This window comes from Kitasatospora sp. NPDC056327 (assembly GCF_042261735.1).
In the GTDB taxonomy this organism is placed as follows: Bacteria; Actinomycetota; Actinomycetes; order Streptomycetales; family Streptomycetaceae; genus Kitasatospora.
Genome location: NZ_JBHJRC010000132.1, coordinates 1 through 21511 on the forward strand (window position 1 = coordinate 1; position 21511 = coordinate 21511).

Genomic DNA, 21511 nt, shown 5'->3' on the forward strand with positions numbered 1-21511 from the left:
ACGGGCCCGCAGCCGCTCTATGGGGAACGGGGTTCGTAGGTAACGGGGTTCGACCTCCCACTCGGTGCCGCCGCCCATGGGCCGCAGCGACCAGTAGAAGCCGGCGACCCCGCGGACCTCAGCTGCGGGAGTCCGAGCCGTTCCGCGCGCTGCCGAGGTGCTTCTCGACGACGGCCGCGATCTCGGCGAGGGGCTCGGGGTCGGCCATGGCCAGGTGCTCACAGTCGATCTCGTGGTTCTCCACCCGGCCGCGGACGAACGGCGTCCAGAGCCCGGCCAGGCCGGCCGCCCCGGCCTCGGCCCCGGCGGTGAAGAACAGCAGATCGCCGTCGAAGGCCGCGCGCGGCGGCTCCGCGCCGATGCCGGCCTCGTTGCGGTAGATGCCGTAGATCGCCCTGAGCACCGGTTCGTCCAGGCCCGCCAGCGACGATCCGGACGCGGCCAGCTGCTCCGCTAGCGGCGAACCGCCGTCGGCGAGCACCGCGCGCAGCCGCTCCAGGGTCGGCCGCTCGCCGTCCCCGAACACACCGCGCTCCAGACCCAGCTCGTGGAGGATGTACTCGACGAACTCCTCCTCGCCCGGCGGGGCGCTGTCGGGGGCCGAGGGCCGGGCGTCGAGCATCGCCAGCAGGGCCACCTCGTGGCCGAGTTCCCGCAGCCGGAGGGCGACCTCGTGGGCGATCCGGCCGCCCCACGACCAGCCCAGCAGGTGGTAGGGGCCCTCGGGTCGCACGGTGCGGATGTGCTCGACGTAACCGTCCGCCATCTCCCGGATCGTCCGCGGCGCCAGGTCGGGGCGGGTGATGCCGCGGGCCTGGATGCCGTGGACCGGCTGCTCCGGGTCGAGCAGTTGCACCAGCCGGGCGTACGGCCAGGCCAGGCCGCCCGCCGGATGGATGCAGAAGAGGGGCGGGCGGCTCCCGTGGGGGCGCAGCGGGAGCAGGACGCCGAGTCCGGCCTCGCGGTCCTCGACGCCGAGCCGGGCGGCGAGGGCCTGGACGGTGGCCGCCTCGAACAGCACGCGGACGGGCAGCTCCACCTCCAGCACCGCGCGCACCCGGGAGGCGAGCCGGATCGCGAGCAGCGAGTTGCCGCCCAGGTCGAAGAAGCTGTCGTCGATGCCGGCCCGCTCGATGCCGAGCACCTCGGCGAAGAGCCGGCCGAGCGTCTCCTCCCGCTCGTTGCGGGGCAGCCGGTTCGACACCACCGCGGACAGGTCGGGAGCGGGCAGTGCCCTGCGGTCGAGCTTCCCGTTGGGCGTCACCGGCAGCCTGTCCATGACCACGACGGCGCTCGGCACCATGTGGTCGGGCAGGATCCGGCTCACGTGTGCGCGGACCGAGACGGCGAGTTCGCCGGTGCGGCGGGCGCCCGCCGGGTCGTTGACCGCGGAGCGCCCGGCGGCCTGGCCGGCCGGGGCGGCGTACACGTCGGTCAGCGCCGCGGACTCCCCGGCGCCGGCCAGGACGACGGCGTCGAAGGCGTGCGCCGCCGCGGGCGACCAGGTGGTGTGGACGGCGCGGCCGTTGGCGCGGCCCCAGCCGTGCACGGCCTCGGGGTCGACCGCGTCGCCCGGCGTGCGCGCGAGCAGGGCGCGGACCCGGGACAGCGGGGCTCCTTCGGCCAGGGCCCCGGCCGCGGAGACCTCCGCGACGAGCCGCGCGTTGGGGATCCCGGTGACGCGGACCGGTCCGTCGTGCCGGGCGAGCCGCTCGGCGAGTCCGTCGAGACCGTCGATGTCCGGCCCCCAGGCCAGCTCGGGCAGTTCCGCGAAGGACTCGGCGGCCAGCGGTGCCTTGTGCAGCACCACCTCGTAGCGGTGGCGGGTCAGTTCGTTGTGCGGTTCGCCGCGCTTCAGCCGGATGTCGACCCCGGCGATCCGGCCGTCCGAGCGGGCGGCGAGCCCGGTGAAGAACTCCGGGTCGATGACGAGTTCCCGCTCCAGGAGCACGGCGCGCTCGACCGCGGTGGCCAGCCGGCCGCCGTCCTGCCCGGCGTCCGCGCGGCCCGCCTGGATCGCCGTGTGGAAGGCGCGCAGGGTCGCGGCCCGGCGCACGTCCCCGACGAAGATCCGGCCGCCCGGTGCCAGCAGGTCGAGTGCCTGGTCGATGACCCGGCGGAGGTAGGCGCCGTTGGGGAAGTACTGCACCACCGAGTTGATGACGACGGTGTCGAAGTGTCCGGCCGGCAGCCCCTCCGTCGCGTGCGCGGGCCGGCTGCTCAGCCGCACCTTGCCGGTGAGGCCCTGCGCGCGGACGTGCGCCTCCAGCAGGGCGATGGCGGTCGGCGAGAGGTCGATGCCCCAGTACTCCTCGACCCGGTCGACCAGCCCGGCCAGGATCAGGCCGGACCCGACACCGATCTCCAGGACCCGCGCGGGGCCGTGCTCCGCGATCCGCCGGACCACCTCGGCCCGCCACTGCCGCATCTCCGGGAGCGGGATCGGGTCACCGGTGTAGCTGGAGTCCCAGCCGCCGAAGTCCTCGCCGAACGAGATCGGCGAGGTGTCGTCGGTGTCGATCGCCTCGTGCACCTGGAGCCACTCGTCGACCTGCTGCTCCGCGGTGTCGTCGGCCTCCGGCCCGGCGCCGGACGGGCCCGCGGACGGCACCACGTAGGCGACCACCTGCTGGTTCCCGAGGGTGTCCGCCCTGGTGACCACGACGCCCCGGTCGATCGCGGGGTGCTGCTGGACCACGGCCTCGATCTCACCGAGTTCGACGCGGAAGCCCCGCACCTTCACCTGGTCGTCGGCGCGGCCGACGTATTCGAGCTCGCCGTCCGGCAGGCGGCGCACGAGGTCGCCCGTGCGGTACATGCGCTCGCCGGGGGCGCCGTACGGGCAGGGCAGGAACCGGTCGGCCGTCAGCCCCGGCCTGTTCAGGTAGCCGCGTGCCACCTGGGCGCCCGCCAGGAAGAGCTCCCCGACGGTGCCGACCGGCGCGAGCGCGAGGTTGTGGTCCAGGACGTGGGCCCGGGTGTTCCACACCGGGCGGCCGATGACCTGGCCCCGGGCCGCGTCGAGCCGGTGGAACGTCGCGTCGACCGTGTACTCGGTCGGGCCGTAGAAGTTGTACGTCACCGTGTCCTGCGCGACCGCCAGCTCCTCCAGCAGCGACGCGGACACCGGCTCGCCGCCCACCACGAGCAGGGCGGGGCGGGGGCCGGTGAGCAGTCCCTCCGCGACCAGTTGTTCGGCGAAGGAGGGCGTGACGTCCACGACGTCGATGCGGGCCCGCGCCGCGAACTCCAGGAACGCGGCCGGGTCGTGGCGGCTGCGGTCGTCGACGACGTGCAGCTCGTGGCCGTCGAGCAGCCACAGCAGACCGGCCACCGAGGCGTCGAAGGAGAAGGAGGCGGCCAGGGCCACCCGGAAGCGGTCGGCCCCGGCCCGTGCCGTCTCCGGCCGGTACAGCTCGGCGCGGTGGTCGTGGAAGAGGTTGACGACGTTGCGGTGCGGGACCACGACGCCCTTGGGGACACCGGTCGAGCCGGAGGTGTGGATGACGTACGCGGCGTTGTCCGGGGTGAGCGGGGCCGTGCGTTCGCCCTGGCCGAGGTCGGTGGCGGGCAGGCCCTCCAGCGCCTCGGCGGTGCCGGCGGCGTCCAGGGCGAGCACGGCCGTGCCCTCGGGCAGGACCGGCCGGAGGCGGCCCTCGGTGACGACCACGCCCGGCCGGGCGTCGGTGACCAGCTGGGCGATCCGCGCCGTGGGGTGGTCGGTGTCGATCGGCACGTAGGCGGCACCGGACTTGAGGACGGCCAGGACGGCCACCACCAGGTCGGCCGACCTGGGCAGGGCCAGCCCGACCAGGCTCTCGGGGCCGACGCCCCGGCCGGTCAGGACGCGGGCGAGCCGGTTGGCCCGGGCGTTCAGCTCGGCGAAGGTCAGCCGGCCGCCGTCCGCGACGACGGCCACCGCGTCGGGGGTGCGGGCGGCCTGGGCCTCGAACAGCTCCGGCACGGTGGTCGCAGGCACCTCGTGGGCGGGACCGTTCCACTCCACGAGGAGCCGCTCGCGCTCGGCCGGGTCCAGGACCTCGACGGCGGCCAGTGGCTGCAGCGGGTCGGCGGCGACCGCTTCGACCAGCCGCACCAGCCAGCCGAGGAGCCGCCGGGCGGTGTCCCGGTCGACGGCGCCGGGCTGGTGGTCGAGACAGAGCCGCAGCGAGTTCCCCGGGAAGACGGTCAGACCGAGCGGGTAGTGCGTCGCGTCGACGCTGTAGGCCTCGACCAGCCGGACGTCCCCGGCCCTGCGCTGCTCGGCGGTGGGGGCGGTCGGATAGTTCTGGAACACCATCAGGGTGTCGAACAGGGTCCCCGCGCCGGTCTGCTGCTGGATCTCGGTGAGGCCCAGGTTCTGGTGCGGCAGCAGCCGTGCCCGGTCCTGCTGGAGTCCGTCGAGCAGCTCCGCCAGGGTCGCCCCGGGCCTGACCCGCAGCCGCGCCGGAACGGTGTTGATCAGCAGGCCGACCATCCGCTCGACGCCCTCGACCTCCGTGGGCCGGCCGGAGACGGTGATCCCGAAGACCACGTCGTCGCGGCCCGTGAGGCGGGACAGGGCCAGCGCCCAGGCGCCCTGCACGACCGTGTTCAGGGTGAGGCCGTGCCGGCGGATCCGTGCGGTCAGCTCTGCGGTCGTGCGCTCGCCCAGGTCGGCCTCGATCGTCTCGGGGAGCGTCGGGGGCCGGCCCGCGCTCGCCGGCGCCACGAGCGTGGGCTCGTCCACGCCGGCCAGCGAGTCCCGCCAGCCCCGGCGGGCCGCCTCCCAGTCCCGCCCGGCCAGCCATGCCAGGTAGTTCTTGTACGGGGCCACCGGGGGCAGGCCGGTGGTGTCGCCGCCCTGCCGGTACAGCGTGAGCAGCTCGTCGATGAGCACCGGGATGGACCAGCCGTCCAGCAGGATGTGGTGATGGGTCATCACCAGCCGCCAGGCGCGCTCGGCACGGCGGATGAGCATGAAGCGCAGCAGCGGGGGGCGCGTCAGGTCGAACCGCCGCGCCTGGTCCTCGCTCATCAGGCGGGAGATCGCGGCCGCCTGCTCGGCGGCCGGGAGGCCGGCCAGGTCGTGCTCCTTCAGCAGCACGTCCACGTGCGCCGGGATCAGCTGGACCGGGGCGCCGCGCCGGGTGCGGGTGCGGAAGCAGGCCCGGAGGTTCTCGTGGCGCGCGAACAGGGCCGCGACGGCCGTGCGGAGGACGCCGGCGTCGACGTCGCCGTCGAGCTCGATGACCATCTGCGGCATGTACACATCGATGCTCTGCTTGTCGTACAGGGAATGGAAGAGCATTCCCTCCTGCAGCGGCGACAGGGGCAGGATGTCGGTCAGGCCGGAGCTCTCGCTCATTCCCACTCACTCACAAGGTCGTCGATTTCGTCCTGGCTCAGGGAGAGCAGGGACAGGTCGGAAGGCGTGCGGCCGCCCGCGCCGGGGCGTGCGCCGTGGGTCGCGATGCCCTCCACGGCCTCGGTCCACAGCGCGGCGAGTTCCCCGACGGCCCGTTCGGTGACGCGCCCGGGGAGCCAGGTCCAGGTGGTGCCGAGGCGCGGGGCCCCGGGCGGGCCGTGCACGGCCGAGGTCACCTCCAGCGCGTGGCCCGGGGCCAGGCGTTCACCGCCGAACTCCACGTGACGTGCCGGGTCCTCCCGCCCGTCCGCCGTGTCGGGGCCCGGGTGCCGGAAGCCGATCCGCGGCGTGCTGACGGCCGGGGACCCGGGAGGGGTGTGCCCGTCGGGCCGGTGCGGGCGGGCGGGGACCGCCCGCACCTGTTCCTTGACGCGCTTGACGGCCTCGCCGACCCGCGCGCCGCCGGCCCGGACCTCGTCCCAGGGCGGGAGCCCCGTGTCCAGCGCCACCGGGCGGTCCGCGGCGAGGAGTCCGACGGTCCGGGAGAGGTCGACGCCGGGCGCGAACCCGGTCCGGCCGTCGTCCTCCAGGTCGAGGAGCACGGCGCTGCCGGCCGGCTCCCCCTCGCGGGCCCGCCACTCGGCGACCGCCAGGGCCAGGCCGGTCAGCACCATGTCCCGGGGAAGCGCCCGGAAGGCCTCCGGCACGGAGGTGAGCAGCGGAGCGCTCACCTCCTCCGGGAGGAGGACCGTCAGCTCCCGCACCGGGGCGGCGGGATCCGCGCCGGCCGTGCCGCCGCCGAGCGCCGGATCGGGCACCGCGAGCGTCCCGGCCCACCACGCGGTGTCCGGCGCGCCGGCCGGCTCGTCCGCCGTCCCCGCCGTGTGCCGTGCCCAGCTCCGGTACGAGGTGCCCGCCGGTTCCGGGGCCACCGGCTCCCCCGCCCGCAGCGCCGTCCACGCCGTGTCGAGGTCGGCCAGGACCACCTCCCAGGACACCCGGTCCACGACGAGCCGGTGGGCCACCAGCGCGAGGCGTCCGGGTCCGGCGTCCGGGTCGAACCACACGGCGCGCAGCACCGCGGCCTTCGCCGGCTCCAGTGCCCGGGCGGCGCCCCGCACCGCCTCCTCGACGGCGGCCCGGACGCCCTCCTCGTCCGCGGCGCCGGTCCGGACCCGCTCCACCGCGGCCCCGGCGTCGACGGACCCGGGGGCGAGCACCTCCGCGTCCCACCGCCCCGGCTGCTGCGCCTCGGCGTCCCAGCGCAACCGCAGGGCGCCGTGGTGGTCGATCACGGCCTGCAGCGCGGCGACGAGCAGCCCCGGGTCGCGGTCGGCCGGGACGGTGAGCACGGCGGACTGCCAGGGGGCGTCCGCCCGGGGAGCGAGCAGGTCCGCCCTGGTCACGGGCGGTGTCGGCGGCAGCGGTCCCAGTGCGTCGCCCGGCTCCTCGGCGGCGGTGCCCGGGGGCGCGGCGACCGGCTCCAGCAGCGGCGCCAGCTCCACCACCCGCTGGTGGGCGAACACGTCGGCGGGTTCGAGCGCCCAGCCCGCCTCGCGGGCCCTGGCGGCGAGCCGGATGGTCAGGATGCTGTCCCCGCCGAGGTCGAAGAACCGGTCGTCGATCCCGACCCGGTCGAGTCCGAGGACCCCGGCGAACAGCGCGCAGAGCAGTTCCTCCCGCGGTGTCGACGGCGCGCGGCCGGACGACAGGGCGGACAGGTCGGGCAGCGGCAGCGCGCGGCGGTCCAGCTTGCCGTTGGCGTTCAGCGGGAACGCGTCGAGCACGACGACGGCCGAGGGCACCAGGTGGTCGGGGAGGCGGGCGGCCAGTCGCTGCCGAAGCTGCGCGGGTTCCGGCGCGGGGCCCGGCGCCGGCACCACGTACGCCACGAGGCGTTTGTTGCCCGGCTGGTCCTCCCGGGCCGTCACCAGTGCGGCGGAGACGTCGGCGTACTGGTTCAGCACGGCCTCGATCTCGCCCGGCTCGATGCGGAACCCGCGGATCTTGACCTGCTCGTCCACGCGTCCGAGGAACTCCAGGTTGCCGTCCGGCCGCCGGCGGACGACGTCCCCCGTGCGGTACATGCGCTCGCCGGGTTCGCCGAACGGGCAGGGCAGGAAGCGCTCGGCGGTCAGTCCCGGCTGCCCCCGGTAGCCTCGGGCCAGACCGGCTCCGGCGATGAACAGCTCGCCCGCCCCGCCGACCGGCACCGGGCGCAGGTCGGCGTCCAGCACGTGGGCGCGCGTGTTGAGCACGGGCAGGCCGATCGGCGGCGCGGACGTCCCGTCGGTGACCTCGACCGCCAGGGCGTCCACGGTGGACTCGGTCGGACCGTAGGCGTTGAACATCCGGCGCCCGGGCGCCCAGCGGGCGACCAGCTCGGCGGGGAGCACGTCGCCCGCGGTGGCGATCGTCCGCAGGGACGGGTGGTCGGCGAGCGGCAGGGCGGCGAGGACCTGCGGCGGGATGGTCGTGTGGGTCGCGCCGGTCCGCCGGATGAGCTCCCCCAGCTGGTGCCCGGAGAGACAGTCGGCGGGCCGGACGACGAGGGCCGCCCCGGAGGCCAGCGCCATCACCATGTCGCCGATCGAACAGTCGAAGTTGAACGAGGCGAACTGCAGGACGCCGTCGCCCGGTCGGATCCCGAAGCGCTCGATGTGGTCGACGGCCAGACTGGCCAGACCGCGGTGCGGGACGACGACGCCCTTGGGCGTGCCGGTCGAGCCGGAGGTGTGGATGATGTACGCGGCGTGGTCCGGGACCAGTGGGGCGGCGCGCTCCGCGTCGGTCACGTCGTGGGCGGCCCGCCCGGCCAGGTCGCCGGCGGTCCCGCCGTCGTCGAGGACGAGGACGTCCGTGCCGTCCGGGAGTCTCCCGGCGGTCCCGCGGGTGCCCAGTACCAGGAGCGGGTCCGAGGAGGCCAGCAGCCCGGCGATCCGGGTCCGCGGGTACTCGGGATCGACCGGGACCCAGGCGGCCCCCGACTTGACGACCCCGAGGACGGCGACCAGCGTCTCCGCCGAGCGCGGGAGCACGAGGGCCACCCGCTCCTCGGGGCCGGCGCCCCGGTCGATCAGCAGGCGTGCCAGCCGGTTGGCACGTTCGTTGAGCTCCCGGTAGGTGAGGACCGTCGCGCCGTGGACGACCGCGGTCGCCTCCGGAGTGCGCCGGGCCTGGGTCTCGAACATCCGGGGCAGCGTCAGCGACAGGCCGTCACGGGCCGTGTCGTTCCACTGCGGCAGCTCGCCGTCCGGTAACGCGGCGGACCGTGCGTTCGGTAACGCGGTTGACTGTGATTTCAACGGTGATTCCCCCGTGTGCGTTTTCGGCGCGCGCCCGAAGGGCGCCGCGCAGGAGACTCGGGCGCAGGAAGAACACCGCTGCCGGCCGGCCGGAAAAGGGCGCACGAGGGCCACCGGCGGGGTTCGGGAATTCCTGGCGCCGAACTCAGGAATGAAAAGGATCCGAGGTGGGGTCAGCGCCGGTCGGCGCACCACTCCAGAACGGCCATCGCGGCGTACATCTTGTTCTCGGCCTGGTCGAAGGCCAGGCTGTGCGGGCCGTCCAGCACCTCGGCGGTCACGTCCTCGCCGCGGTGCGCGGGCAGGTCGTGCAGGAAGACCGCGTTCGGGCTGCGGTCCCAGAGTTCGGAGGTGACCCGGAAGGGCTCGAAGACGCCGCGCCAGTCGGCGTCGGGCTTGCTGGTGCCCGTGGTCCGCCACCTGGTCGCGTAGATGACGTCGAACCCGTCGGCGGCGCCGTCCATGGTGTGGAACTCCGTCACGGTCGCGCCGCTGTTCGAGGCGTTGGCCCGCGCGGCGCGCAGCACCGGGGCGGTGAGCCCGTAGCCCGGCGGGGTGCGCAGCTCCAGGTGGACGCCCTTGAACCTGCTGAGCGTCAGCGCCAGCGCCGCCGCGCTGTTGTTGCCCTCGCCCGCGTAGAGGACCCGCAGGCCCTCGATCCGTCCGAAGCGGCGCAGGAGGGTGACGAGGTCGGCGACGGCCTGGGTGGGGTGCTCGTCGGCCGTCATCGCGTTGATGACGGCCATCCTGCGCTGGCCGGTCAGGGCGCGCAGGTCGGCGGGGTCGCCGGCGGTCCGCACGACGAGCAGGTCCAGCATTCGGGACAGGACCTCGGCCGTGTCCTCAAGGGTCTCGCCCGTGTTGGTCTGCAGGTCGTCCGGCCCGAAGGAGACGATCTGCGCGCCCAGCCGCAGCGCGGCCGCCGAGAACGACGTACGGGTGCGGGTGGAGGTCTTCAGGAAGTGGATGCCGGCGACCAGACCGGAGAGCTGGTCGCCGCCGCGCAGGGAGGCCGAGGAGAACTCGGCCCCGCGTTCGACGAGCGAGACGAGCTCGCCGTCGGTCAGGTCGTTGGTGGATATGAGGTGCCGTACCGCACGAGCGTTCATGGTCTGTCACTCCAGTGGCTGAGGGCCGCCACGCCCGGGATCGCCGGCCTGCGGCGGAAGTGATCGATACCGTCCGGTGGAGGCCCGGTCAGGGCCGGGCGACGTCCACGGGAGGCCGGATGGAGGCGGGACGCATGTCGGTCCACACCTCGTCGACCCGCGCCAGGCAGGCCTGGCGGCTTCCTTCGAATCCCTCGAAATCCCACCCGGCCGGCGGCTCCGCACTGCTGGGCCAGATGGAGTACTGCTCTTCATGGTTGACGACGACGCGATAGGTGGTCATCTCTGCCGCTTTCCCCCGACTCGGCTCTTGTAACGACCCGCCGGCCGACCGCTGAGAAACAGTCGTGATCAAGGCGGGAAGTGTCGTTCCGGCCGGCGATTCGGCCTCACCCGACTGTCGAGATGCTTGCACACCGTCCCACAAAGGTGAAGGCCTTTTCCGTTTGCCGTTCGCACCGGACGGCAGAAATTCCGCCGTGCCCAACACGGAGTAACCTCCGATTCCGGACACTTCGCAGCGATACGGATCACATACGCACTCTACGTGAGCATGACAAGGATCACATTCCCGGGCCGGAATACCCCGCCGGATCCTCAACTCCCGACCGCGCCACCGAGGTTGCCCTGCGACTCCACCGGAGCCGGTACCCCGGCGCGGACCCGCTCGCCCCAGCGGACCGCCGGCCGCACGAGCGCGGCCACGACGACGAACAGGGCGCCGAGGAGGATCCAGCCCGGGGCACCCCAGTAGACGATCAGTCCGGTGAGCAGCAGCGGGCCGACCATCTCGGCGACCGTGGTGCCGTTTCCGAAGAACGCCTGGTACTGGCCGTGCTTCCCGGGCGGCGCGAGACCGAAGCTGATCTCCCAGGCACCCGCCGCCTGCATCATCTCCCCCAGTGCCTGGATCGCCACCGCGACCAGCAGGAGCAGGCCGGCCACCCAGGCCGAACCGCCCGCGCCGGTGAGGGCGAAGACCACGCATCCCAGCCCGAGCAGGGCACTGCCCGCGAAGACGTAGCGGGTGGCGCTGTGCAGCCCGGTCACACCGCTGGAGACGCGGACCTGGAAGAGCACCACCGAGACGGTGTTGAGCATGAACATCACGGACAGCAACCAGACGGGCGCCGCCGTGTGCCTGGTGATCCACAGCGGCAGGGCGATGTCCACCAGCGGTATGTGGAGCAGCAGCAGCGTGTTCAGCAGGGTGACGACGACGTAGGGGCGGTCCGCGAACACCGACGCTCCCCCCTCGGGGGCTCCCGGCCGTGCCACCGGCGCAGGCGGAACCTCGGGCACCCGGCTGAGCACGAGCGCGGCCGCGAAGAAGGCGAGGGCGTTGAGCGCGAAGACCGCGTAGTAGGCCTCGCGCCGGTCCAGCAGCAGGGCGATGCCGCCGAGCGCGGACCCGACGGCGAGTCCGGCGTTGTACGCGGACTGCACGTAGGCGCGGATCCTGGTGACCTCTCCCTCGGAGACCAGGCCGGCCAGGAGCGCCTGCTGGGCCGCCGAGCCGCCGCGCTGCGACACCGCGTACGCGCACGCGCCGACGAGGAACAGCGCGAAGGAGGAGACGAACAGGTAGGAGGCGATGGCCAGTCCCGCGCAGACGAACAGGGTGACGGCGGTGGCCCGCGGTCCCCGGCGGTCCGCGAGATGGCCCAGCGGCACGCTCAGCACCAGCGCCACCGACCAGGCAATGGTCAGTCCCAGACCCATCCTCACCGGGGAGATCCCCACGATCCGGGTGAAGAACAGGGCGGCGCAGATGTAGTACGCGCCGTCGCCGGTCCGGCAGACCAGTTGGGCGAGGGCCAGGACCCGGGGTGTACCGGGCGGTGGAATCAGTCCTTTGATCACTGCGCTCCTCGGTGCGTCGACGGCGGACGGACGCCGGAACGCACGGGGGCCGGCTCCGCGGCGCTCGTACGGCCGCGAAGTCGCGGTCGGCGAGGGTGGCCGGTGAGGGTGTGCCGGTGGGTGCCGGACGACCGGCACGCGGTGCGGCCCGCGCTCCGGATGTCCGCCCCCGTGCGTCCCAAGATCCGCTGGCTCGTGCCAGGCTATGTCCGGCCCACGGTTACGGCCAGTTGATTTCTTGACACCGTTGAACTCCCTGGCGAAGATCTCAGCAGGGTCACGCTCCCGCCCGCCAACCATCCTCACGCGTACGGTCCTTCGGCGGGGCGGACGCCGGCCGTGGCCCCGAACAGGCGCGCGGGGCGCGAGCGAGCGACGCCCCTTCCGGCCCGGACCGCCGCGGTGCGGTCGCGTCCCCGGGCCCCCAACCGTCTCCAAGAAGGAGTTCCTCGTGGCTGAACACGTCCTGGTCTTCGGCGTCGGGTACGACATCCCGCAGCGCATGCGGGCAGCCGGGGCGCGGTCGGGCGGCGAGGTCACCACCTCGGTGATGTGCTGGCCCGAACACCTGGAGAAACTCGACGACTCCGAGGAGCACGCCCGCGTCGTCGTCCTGCGCCCCGACGCCCCCGACAGCGAGTGGCTGGCCCTGGCCCGGGCCGTCCACGCGCTGCACCCCGTCACCCGGATCGGCTCCTTCTACGACGACTGCCGTCCGCAGGCCGCCCTGGTGGCGAAGGAGCTGGGGCTGGCGACGCACCGCCCGGAGGTCGTCGAACTCGTCCGGAACAAGCACGCGATGCGGCGGCGGCTCGCCGCGGCGGGGGTCGAGGAGACGGCCTGCGCCGTCGTCGACGGCACGGAGGCGCTGCGGGAGTTCGCCGCCGAGCACGGCTACCCCTGCGTGGTGAAGCCCGTCGACGGGGCGGCGAGCAAGGGGGTCTCCGTACTGCGCGCGCCCGAGGGGGCCGAATCCGCCTTCCTGCGGGCCAGCGGGATCGGCGCGGGCTCGGAGGTGGGCGTCGAGGAGTTCCTGAGCGGTGACCAGTACAGCGTGGAGGCCTTCTCCGAGAAGGGGGAACACGTGGTGCTGGCCGTCACCCGCAAGTACTCCGACCCGGTCTCGCTGGTCGAGCTGGGGCACGTGCTGCCGGCCGCGCTGGACCCGCAGCGGAGGGCGGCGGTCGAGAGTCACGTCATCAGGACGCTCGACGCGCTTGAGGTGGAGTTCGGCCCGACCCACACCGAGATCATCGTGACACCCGCCGGCCCCAGGGTCATCGAGACCCACCTGCGCACGGGGGGCGACGAGCTCTGGACCATGGTCACCGACGCCACCGGGGTGGACATGATCGAGTGTCAGCTGCGCCAGGTGCTGGGCGAAACGGTGCTCCCCGGCGTCCGCGCCGCGCTCGCGGACCCGGCGCGGCCGACCCGGTGCGAGGCGATCTGGTTCGCGGGCGCCCCTTCGTCCGGCACCCTGGTCGAGGTGGCGGGGGCCGGTGCCGCGCTGCCGCCGGAGGTGACGCTGACCGTGCTCGGCAAGCCCGGCACCCCGCTGAACGGCCTCCAGAACAGCTTCTCCCGCCTGGCCCACGCCCGCGCCCACGCCGACACGGCCCAGGAGGCCGTGGAACTGGCCCGCCGGGCCGTCGCGGGACTCGCGTTCATCGCCCGCCACCCCGCCGACCAGGCGGACATCCTGTGACCGGCCGGTCCGGGGCGCGGCCGGTCCCCGCCCAGGGCGCCCTGCCCGGGGAGCCGCGGTCGCGTCCCGGGCCGGGGCGGCGACGCGCGTGACCCGGCAACGGTCAGCGCGCGGGGCGGACGGCCCGGCCCGGCCGTCCCCGGGCGCCGAAGTCGGGGCGGGCGGGCAGCGCCGACCGCATCGGCAGCGGGTCGCGCAGCCGGGCGACGTACCGGCGGTACGCCCTGGCCCCGGCGGAGGCGGTCCCGACGGCGGCGAGGCGGTCGGGGAACAGCACGCTGCCCGCGTGCAGCCGGGTCTGCGCCCCGAACAGGTTGCCGTGGAGGCGGCCGGTCACCAGCCGGCACCGGTGGCCCGGCCCGGACCCGCCGGACGCCACCGGGCGGCCGCTGACCCGGAACCAGATCTCGCGCCGGTTGCCGAACAGCACGACGCTCTCCCGGAGGTCGCGCACGTCGGTGAACACGTCGAAGTCCCAGTCGCCCGGGGCTCCCGCCGAGCCGTGGCACCCACGGAGGTGGTGCATGAACCGGGGAAGGCCGACCGGCGCGCCGAACGGGATCACCGCGTCGGCGTAGGGCCGCCCGGCGACGAAGTAGATCCTGAACTCCAGGCCGTAGGGCCGCCCCCGGACCTTCCGCTCGACGAAGAGCGAGAACACGTCCGCGTCGTCGTGGCCGGCCCGGTGCTCCGCGCGGACGTGCCGGCTCAGGTGGTCGAAGGACAGCGTCTCCGGGCCGGCCAGCAGGCCGGGGATCCGTTCGACCGAGCCGTGCACGAGGTAGCGGCACATCAGGTCCACCGGGTGCGTGTCGCGCGCCCGGCGCGTGAGGAGACCGTCGGAATAGCCGTCCCGCAAAGGTCACCCCCGGTCGTCCCGCCCACCGCCGTGTCGTGGGCACGGAGTGAATCTACGGCGCCCGGGGCCTCCGCGACAGGCGGTTCCGGGCGCCCGCCCCGCGCCCGGATCCGTCGGGCTACTTGGCGCAGGTGCGGTCGCGGGCGGGAAGCCGGCCGGTGGCGAGGTAGGAGTTGACGGTGGCGTCGACGCACGCGTTCCCGTAGACGCCGTAACTGGCGTGCTGGACGGCGCCGTCCAGGGTGACCAGGCGGGAGCCGGGGAGGCGGCCGTGCAGGGCGACGCTTCCGTCGTAGGTGACACGGGGGTCACCGGTGGCGGCGACGATCAGGGCCGGGGTGTCGTGGCGGACCCGGACACGCTCCTCACGGGGGCGCTCCCAGAAGGCGCACGGGGTGATGTTCTCGGTCAGCGGGGCGAACAGCGGATGGGCGGCGCGACCGCGCTCGATGTCGCGCCAGTACGTCTCGGGGTCGCGCGGGGCGGGTGCGTCGCCGCACAGGATCGCGGTCTGCGCGCTGGCCAGGGCGGAACCGGCGGGGGTGAACACGGTGCGCAGCAACTCCGCGAAGGCGGGCGGCACTTCGGTGGGGCGGCCCTCGGCGGCCCGGGCGAGCAGGGCCACGTGCTCGGCGAGCGCGGCGCGCACGGGATCGGTGTCACCGGCGAGTTCGGTGAAGAGCAGGGCGGGGACCTGGCTGTCGTCGAGGCGGAAGGTGTCGGGGCCGCTGCCGAGGGTGAGCGGTGTGCGGGCGGAGGCGGCGATCAGGCCGTCGACGGTGGCGCGCACCCGGTCGCGGGTGCGACCGAGGCCGTAGGTGCTGTCGCGCGCGGCCGTCCAGTCCGCCCAGCCGTCGAAGGCCCGCTCGTTCTCGGCGTCGGCCCCCTTCAGGAGGCGGGGGTTGTAGCGGTCGGGGTCCAGGGCGCTGTCGAGGACCACCCGGTCGTAGCGGGCGGGGAACATCTGGGTGTAGGCCGTGCCCAGGTAGGTGCCGTAGGAGTAGCCGAGGTAGGAGATCCTCCGCTCGCCGAGGACCCCGCGGACGACGTCGATGTCGCGGGCGGTGTTGCGCGTCGTCACGTGCGGCAGGACCTCGCCGTTGGTCGCCCGGCACCGCTCCGCGACGCTGCGGGCCCGGGCCGTCTGCCGGTCGAAGCCCGCCCGGTCGGAGCCGGCCGAGAGCAGACCGGGCCCGGAGGGGAGTCCGCAGTCCAGCGGGGTGCTGCGGCCGGTGAAGCGCGGGTCCATGCCGATCAGGTCGTAGCGGGCGCCGGTCTCCTTCATCGCGGGACGCACGGCGAGCCCCGTGCCGAGGCCGGAACCGCCCGGACCACCGGGGTTGACCAGGACGGAGCCGATCCGGTGACGGGTGTCGGTGGCCTTCAGCCGGGATATCGCGACGGTGATGGTCCGCCCTCCGGGGTTGCCGTAGTCCAGCGGCACGGTGACGTCCGCGCAGAGCGCTCCGGCGGCGTCCAGCGCGCGGCCGGTCCCGTCACCGGCACCCCGGGCGCAGCCGTGCCAGTCGGGGCGCTGCCGGTAGTAGCGGCCGAGCCCGGGCGCCGGAGCCGCGTCTGCGGCGGCGACGCCAGGGCCGGGGGCGCCGGGGGCGGCGGCGGCCGTGGGTGCGGTGACCAGGCAGCCGGTGAGGCCGGCGGCGAGGACGAGTCCCGCGGCCGAGGCGCGCCGAACGGCGCTGCCGGGGGTGATCATGGTGCTGCTCCTGACGGTGACGGACACGGACACGGCCGGCCCGGAAGCCTCCGGGCCGTGCCGGTCGAGCCTGTCAGCGCACCCCGCCCCGGGGCATCGCCGCACCGCACGAACCGACGCTACGTCAGCCGCACCACACCGGCGCGGCGGCGTACACCCGGGGCAGCAGGGGCCGCCCCGCGCCACGCCGGGATCCCGGCGGGTGACGGCTTCGACCGGCCTGCGCCACAGGGAGGTCGGGCGGACCCGGAACCTACGGCGCACGTATCGGGAGCGGCCCGGCCGGCCACGGGTGCGGACGTGCGCCCCAGGTGTCCTGGCCGGCTCGCCCGCCGGGGCGTCCCCGCCCCGGCCCCTTCCGTCGCCGCCCCGGCCCCTTCCGTCCCCGCCCCGGCGCGACGTCCCGCGACTCGCGGAACGCCCGGACGAAGGTCCCCGGCGTCTCCCGCGCCTCCGGCTCGGACAGTGCGGCCGATTCGGCCACCACGGCGGCGGAGCGGGGTCCTGGGTGGTGGGGGGCCGCCGTGGTGGGATGGGGGCGGCCAACGGCACACGGAGAGGTTGTGAGATGTCCGAGGACACCATGCGGGGGATGGCGTACGACTCCTACGGCGGGGCGGAGGTGCTGCGCGAGGCGGAGTTGCCGCTGCCGAAGGTCGCGCCCGGGGAGGTGCTCGTCAAGGTCCGGTGCGCGGCGGTCAATCCGGTCGACTGGAAGATCATGGCGGGCGGGCTCGACGCGCTGATGGAGACCGTGTTCCCGGTCGTGCCGGGCTGGGACGTCAGCGGCACCGTGGAGCGCGTCGGCATCGACGTGCCGGAGTTCGCGGTCGGCGACGAGGTGTTCGCGTACGCCCGCAAGGACTACGTGCACGGCGGCACGTTCGCCCAGTACGTCAGCGTGCCGGTGCGCTCGCTCGCCGCCAAGCCCGCCTCGCTGTCCTGGGCGCAGGCCGCGGCGGTGCCGCTGGCCGGGCTGACCGCCCATCAGCTCCTCACCCGGCTGGGCACCGGGGCGCAGGACACCGTCCTCGTGCACGGCGCGGCCGGCGGCGTCGGCTCCTTCGCCGTCCAGTTGGCCCGGGTGCTCGGGGCGCGGGTCATCGGCACGGCCTCTCCCCGCAACCACGACCGGCTGCGCGCGCTGGGCTGCGAGCCCGTCGCGTACGGGGACGGGCTGGCCGAACGCGTCCGCGCGCTCGCCCCGGACGGCGTGTCCGTCGTGGCGGACTGCGTCGGCGGGGTGCTCGACACCACCCTCGCCGTCCTGGCCGACGGCGGGCGGCACGCCTCGATCGCCGACGACGCCGTGCTCGGCGCCGGCGGCCAGTGGGTCTGGGTCCGCCCGTCCGGCGAGGACCTCGCGGCACTGGGGCGGCTCGCCGACGCGGGCCGGCTCACGGTCGACATCGCCGCGACGTTCCCGCTGGCCGAGCTCGCGGCGGCGTTCGGGCTCAGCCGGGAGGGCCACGTCGCGGGGAAGATCGTCATCGACGTCTGAGCCGCCGGCCTCCGGCCCCGCACCGGGGAGGATGTCGACGAGGGGCCCCGGGCGTGCCCCGGGGCCCCTCCTCGGCGTCCGCCGGAGGGTGGGCCCGCGGTCAGCCGACGAGGGTGTCCTTCAGCCAGGGGACGATCACGGCCATCGCCTCGTCGAAGCGCGAGATCGCGCAGTGGCCGGTGTCCGGGATCAGCTCGACCCGGGTGTCCCGGCGGCCGCGGAAGACCAGGGTGTCCGCCGCCGGGACGTGCACGTCCTCGGTGCCGTTGACCACCAGCATCGGCCCGTTGGCGTCCCGGTCCAGCAGCGGGCGCAGGTCGAAGGCCGCGATGGCCCGCTCGCGCTCGGCCGTGGTCGGGGCACTCGCGAAGCCCAGGGCGTTGCCGACGATGCCGTCCATGCCGAAGGCGAAACCGCGGCCCGGGGCGAAGGAGCGTTCCACCGGGCCGCCGAGCACCACGGCGGCGTCCACCGCACCGGTCAGTCCGTTGCGGGCCGAGTAGTAGCCGCCCATCGAGATGCCGAAGTGTCCGACCCTGCCGTTGCCGATCGTGCGGGCGAAGCCGACCAGCCCGGCGACCACCTCGGCCCCGCCGTCCGGGGTCATCGGCAGGTGGGCGCTCTCGCCGGTGCCGGCGAGGTCGAACAGCAGCAGCCGGGCCGGCAGGGTGAGCGCGAGCTGCTCCCACATGCCGTGCAGATCGGTCTTCCAGGAGTCGACGCCGCCGCTGGCCAGGACGACCGGGGCGTCGGCGGGCAGACCGGGGGCGGCCATCAGGTGGACCGGCAGGGCCGTCTCCCCTCCCCGGTACGGAACGGTGAGCACCCGGCGCTCGAACTCCACCGGGAAGCCGGGTGCGGCGAGGACGTACTGCTCGACCTGACGGGCGAGCGCGGTGCGCTTCGGCTCGTCGGCGAGGGCGGGGAACTTGGCCCAGCCGTACGCCTGGGCGGCTTCGCGGTGACGGCCGGCGGCGGCGTGCCGGGCCGCGAGGGCGGACCATTCGTGCACCCAGCCGCCGGGCCGGTCGGGCCACATCCCGGTGATCGCGGCCCGGACCGCGTCGACCTCGGCGGCGGGCAGGCCGAGGGTCATCTGCGGGTGGCGCTCGACGAACAGGTCCTGCGGGTCCTGGGGCCAGGTGAAGGACATGGGACGACTCCTGCCGTGCTTAAAGCCGGAACTCTTGCCTTAGCGACTATGCGCCGGAGCGGCGCCTAACGCAAGCCCTCCCGCGTTAAGGTGGTGGCCGAGGTGATCGACGATGAACGAGCCCGGCACGAGCGGGACGGGTACGAGCGGGGCCGACGCGGGCGTGGGCGTGGGCGCGACCACGGACCCGTCCGGGCCCGGTACGGTCCGCCGGCGTCCGGGCGGGCGCGCCGCGCGGGTGCGCGAGGCCGTCCTGACGGCGGCCCTGGACCTGCTGGCCGAGGAGGGCCTCGCCCGCCTCACCGTCGCCCGGGTCGCGGCCCGCGCAGGGGTCAACGAGACCACGGTGTACCGGCGTTGGGGCAGCCGGGAGAAGCTGGTACTGGACGCCATGCTCGCCGGCAGCGACGAGGGGATCCCCGTCCCGGACACCGGCGCCGTCCGCACCGACCTGGCCGACTTCGCCCGCTCCCTGGCCCGCTACCTCGCCACCCCGACCGGCCGCGCCGTCGCCCGGGCCGCCGCGCTCGGCTCGGAGGACCCCGGCCTGGCCGACGCCTGGCAGGCGTTCTGGCACTCCCGCCTCGACCAGGCCGGCACCATCGTCACCCGGGCCGTCGAACGGGGGGAGCTCCCGCCGGACACCGACGCCGCGCTGGCCCTCGAACTGCTCTGCGCCCCCCTGCAGACCCGTGCCCTCCTCGGCCACCGCCCCGTCGGGCCCGAACTGCCCGAGCGCCTGGCCGGCCTGGTGCTGGACGGACTGCGGGAGCGGCCCTCGCCGCGGTCCTGACCGGGGCCGGGCATCCCGGGCCGCCCGCCCCGGGCCCCGGGGCGGGGTCCGGGGCGGGGTCCGGGGCGGGGTCCGTCAGCCGAGGACGAGGGGCAGCCGCGGCCCGAGCGACCCGAGCGAGGCCCGCTCGGACGGGGTCGCGGGGCGGCGCCCGGTGCCGATCAGCAGGGCGTCCGTGTCCGGGAGCGCGGCCGGGAACGGGGCTCCGGCGATGCGTTCCAGCAGCAGCCGGGCCGCGGCCAGGCCCTCGGCGGGCGGACCCGGCACGTGCGGGAGGCGGGCGACCAGGTCGAGGTGGTGCAGGGTCCACTCCAGCACATACGCGTCCAGGTAGTCGCCCGCCGTCAGCACCTGCCCCTGGGTCTCCACCCGCAGCACCGGATCCGCGAGTCCGGCGGCGCGCCCCGCTGCGGAACCGACGTCGTCCAGGTGGAAGCGGAGCAGCTCCGGGTCGCCGTAGGCGGCCGCCAGCCTGACGGTCAGGGCGTCCAGCGGGTCCTGCCCGTCCGGCGCCTCCCGGTGGACCTCCCAGTACGACGCCGCGTCACGGGTCGGTTCGGCCGCGGACGGGGTCACCAGTGTGATCAGCACGTCCTGCGCGTCGATCACCAGATGGCACACCAGGTCCCGCACCAGCCAGCCGGCGCAGCCCGACGGCCGGGCGAAGTCCTCCGCCGCGAGCCCGTCCACCGCCGCGCGCAGCGCCGCCCACGACCGCCCGAAGAGTTCCACGCCCGCAAAGTACCACCGGCCGGGCGGGCGAACGGGCGGGCGAACCCGCGGACGGCGGACGGTGGACGGGCGGATGGGCCGGTGGCCGGACCCCTTGGGAGGGAGCCCGGCCACCGGGTTGCCGCGGGGACGGACCGTCAGATCCGGGTGGACAGCGGCACCGTGATCCGCTTCATCCAGGTGCCCGTGGCGAAGTCGCGCGCCCGGATGACGACCCGGTCGCGGTGGACGTCGACCTGGAGACCCTGGTTGAAGCGCCCGGGGACGGTGACCTCGCCGCCCTGCCCGTTGTCGGCGAAGCCGGTCTGCACGGCGCCGGTGTTGATCACCGAGAAGCCGTCGAGGTTGGCCGTGCCGGGCACCGTGCGGCGCACGTACCAGTCGGAGAGGTTGAGGTCCCAGTGGGTGTGACCGCTGAAGAGGAACACGTCGCGGTGGCGCCCGAGGAGGCCGAGGAGGCGGTCGGGCTGGAGGTAGTCGCTCAGGTAGATCTTGCTCCGGGTGCCGGAGACGGTGTTGGGCAGCGGGTGGTGGGTGATCACCATGACCGGCTTGCGGCGGCGCGCCCAGTACTGCAGGCGGTCCTCCAGCCACCGGAACTGCGCGTCGCTGATCCAGACCTCGTCCCAGAGGGAGTTGTCGTGGTATTTCATGTAGCGCTCGGTGCCGAGGGTCAGGACCGGTATGCCCCCGAAGGTGGTCTCCGCGTAGATCGTGGACCGCTTGGCGAAGCGGTGGAAGCTGCGGAAGAGGGAGTCCTCGGTGGTGCCGTTGGGCCAGGTGCTCTGGGCGAGCGTGTTCGGGTCGGAGTACTTCGGCACGTAGAACTCGTGGTTGCCGATGGCCCAGGCGACCTCGCGCGGCTTCGGTCCCTGGTCCAGCACCTTCTGGACCTCGGCGTACTCGAAGTCGTAGCCGCGCGGCGTGATGTCGCCGGCGACGGCCAGGCCCGAACCGCGCGGGTTGGTGGCCCTGATGTCCTTGAGCGCCTGGGCGAAGTCGGCGAGGTCGCCCTGGATGTCGCTGATGACGTTGAACGAGGTCACGAGGCCCTCGTCACCGTCGGAGGGTGCTGCCGCCGCGGTCCCCTGGGCGAGACCTCCGAGCACCAGCGCGCCGGCGGTGGCTCCGAGCAGGGATCTGCGTTCCATGGTCGTTCCTTTCGACTGTCGCGCACGGCCGAGGAGGGTTCGGCCCCGCGCTTTGGACCAGACCCGTTATCAATACGCGATCAAATGGGCGTCCAGGTGAACAGTCACCGACGGGTGGTCGAGACCACGGTGCTCCATGCGCCCGCCGGACGGACCAGTGCCCGATCGGGCACCCGAACGGCCCTCCTGGCGCGGCGGTGGCCCCGGCCCGGCCGGCCCGGGGCCGGGGAAAATTAACAAAAAAAAAGACAACAAAAAAAAAAAAAAAAGATTAAA

Annotated in this window: 15 protein-coding genes; 3 read left to right on the forward strand and 12 right to left on the reverse strand. The window is 74.5% G+C overall.

Annotation, left to right across the window (positions count from 1 at the left end; translation table 11 throughout):
* From ACFCX4_RS19970 to ACFCX4_RS19995, 6 genes are all read right to left on the reverse strand, one after another.
* On the reverse strand, window positions 1–222 hold a 222-nt coding region (locus ACFCX4_RS19970; protein WP_376144193.1), incomplete at its 3' end, for a hypothetical protein.
* Window positions 119–5347 carry an amino acid adenylation domain-containing protein gene (locus ACFCX4_RS19975; protein ID WP_376144195.1) on the reverse strand — a complete coding sequence of 1743 codons (5229 nt, stop codon included), beginning with the start codon at window positions 5345–5347 and terminating at the stop codon, window positions 119–121. The genes ACFCX4_RS19970 and ACFCX4_RS19975, both read right to left, overlap by 104 nt.
* Window positions 5344–8538 carry an amino acid adenylation domain-containing protein gene (locus ACFCX4_RS19980; protein WP_376144197.1) on the reverse strand — a complete coding sequence of 1065 codons (3195 nt, stop codon included), beginning with the start codon at window positions 8536–8538 and terminating at the stop codon, window positions 5344–5346. The genes ACFCX4_RS19975 and ACFCX4_RS19980 overlap by 4 nt, the downstream gene beginning before the upstream one ends.
* A 287-nt stretch (window positions 8539–8825) precedes the next feature.
* Window positions 8826–9761 (reverse strand): ornithine carbamoyltransferase, encoded by a 936-nt coding sequence (locus tag ACFCX4_RS19985; RefSeq protein ID WP_376144199.1) that lies wholly within the window; start codon window positions 9759–9761, stop codon window positions 8826–8828.
* Window positions 9762–9849: 88 nt separating this feature from the next.
* Window positions 9850–10044, reverse strand: a complete 195-nt coding sequence (locus tag ACFCX4_RS19990; protein WP_376144201.1) for an MbtH family protein — start codon at window positions 10042–10044, stop codon at window positions 9850–9852.
* 314 nt (window positions 10045–10358) lie between these two features.
* Complete coding sequence (locus ACFCX4_RS19995; protein ID WP_376144203.1) at window positions 10359–11624, reverse strand: MFS transporter; 1266 nt, start codon at window positions 11622–11624, stop codon at window positions 10359–10361.
* Window positions 11625–12075: 451 nt separating this feature from the next.
* On the opposite strand from ACFCX4_RS19995, the gene ACFCX4_RS20000 reads away from it, so the two are divergent.
* Window positions 12076–13332 carry an ATP-grasp domain-containing protein gene (locus tag ACFCX4_RS20000; RefSeq protein ID WP_376144205.1) on the forward strand — a complete coding sequence of 419 codons (1257 nt, stop codon included), beginning with the start codon at window positions 12076–12078 and terminating at the stop codon, window positions 13330–13332.
* Between the two features lie 103 nt (window positions 13333–13435).
* Here the strand turns inward: ACFCX4_RS20000 and ACFCX4_RS20005 are convergent, their stop codons facing one another.
* Window positions 13436–14125, reverse strand: coding sequence for a hypothetical protein (locus ACFCX4_RS20005; protein WP_376144219.1), 690 nt, complete (start codon window positions 14123–14125; stop codon window positions 13436–13438).
* A 184-nt stretch (window positions 14126–14309) separates the two neighbouring features.
* On the reverse strand, window positions 14310–15905 hold the full coding sequence (locus ACFCX4_RS20010; RefSeq protein WP_376144207.1) for an alpha/beta fold hydrolase: 1596 nt from the start codon (window positions 15903–15905) through the stop codon (window positions 14310–14312).
* A gap of 583 nt (window positions 15906–16488) precedes the next feature.
* Here ACFCX4_RS20010 and ACFCX4_RS20015 point away from each other — a divergent pair.
* Window positions 16489–17406, forward strand: coding sequence for an NADP-dependent oxidoreductase (locus tag ACFCX4_RS20015; protein ID WP_376144221.1), 918 nt, complete (start codon window positions 16489–16491; stop codon window positions 17404–17406).
* Between the two features lie 100 nt (window positions 17407–17506).
* Here ACFCX4_RS20015 and ACFCX4_RS20020 read toward each other — a convergent pair whose 3' ends face one another.
* Window positions 17507–18559, reverse strand: a complete 1053-nt coding sequence (locus ACFCX4_RS20020) for an alpha/beta fold hydrolase (RefSeq protein ID WP_376144209.1) — start codon at window positions 18557–18559, stop codon at window positions 17507–17509.
* Between the two features lie 112 nt (window positions 18560–18671).
* Between ACFCX4_RS20020 and ACFCX4_RS20025 the strand changes: the two genes are divergently transcribed.
* Window positions 18672–19352, forward strand: a complete 681-nt coding sequence (locus ACFCX4_RS20025; protein WP_376144211.1) for a TetR/AcrR family transcriptional regulator — start codon at window positions 18672–18674, stop codon at window positions 19350–19352.
* A gap of 75 nt (window positions 19353–19427) precedes the next feature.
* Here the strand turns inward: ACFCX4_RS20025 and ACFCX4_RS20030 are convergent, their stop codons facing one another.
* From ACFCX4_RS20030 to ACFCX4_RS20040, 3 genes are all read right to left on the reverse strand, one after another.
* A complete protein-coding gene (locus ACFCX4_RS20030; RefSeq protein ID WP_376144213.1) occupies window positions 19428–20084 on the reverse strand; it encodes a maleylpyruvate isomerase N-terminal domain-containing protein in 657 nt (218 codons plus the stop codon).
* 137 nt (window positions 20085–20221) lie between these two features.
* Complete coding sequence (locus ACFCX4_RS20035) at window positions 20222–21235, reverse strand: metallophosphoesterase family protein (protein WP_376144215.1); 1014 nt, start codon at window positions 21233–21235, stop codon at window positions 20222–20224.
* A 69-nt stretch (window positions 21236–21304) separates the two neighbouring features.
* Window positions 21305–21511 (reverse strand): hypothetical protein (locus ACFCX4_RS20040; protein ID WP_376144217.1); only part of this gene is annotated, 207 nt, incomplete at its 5' end.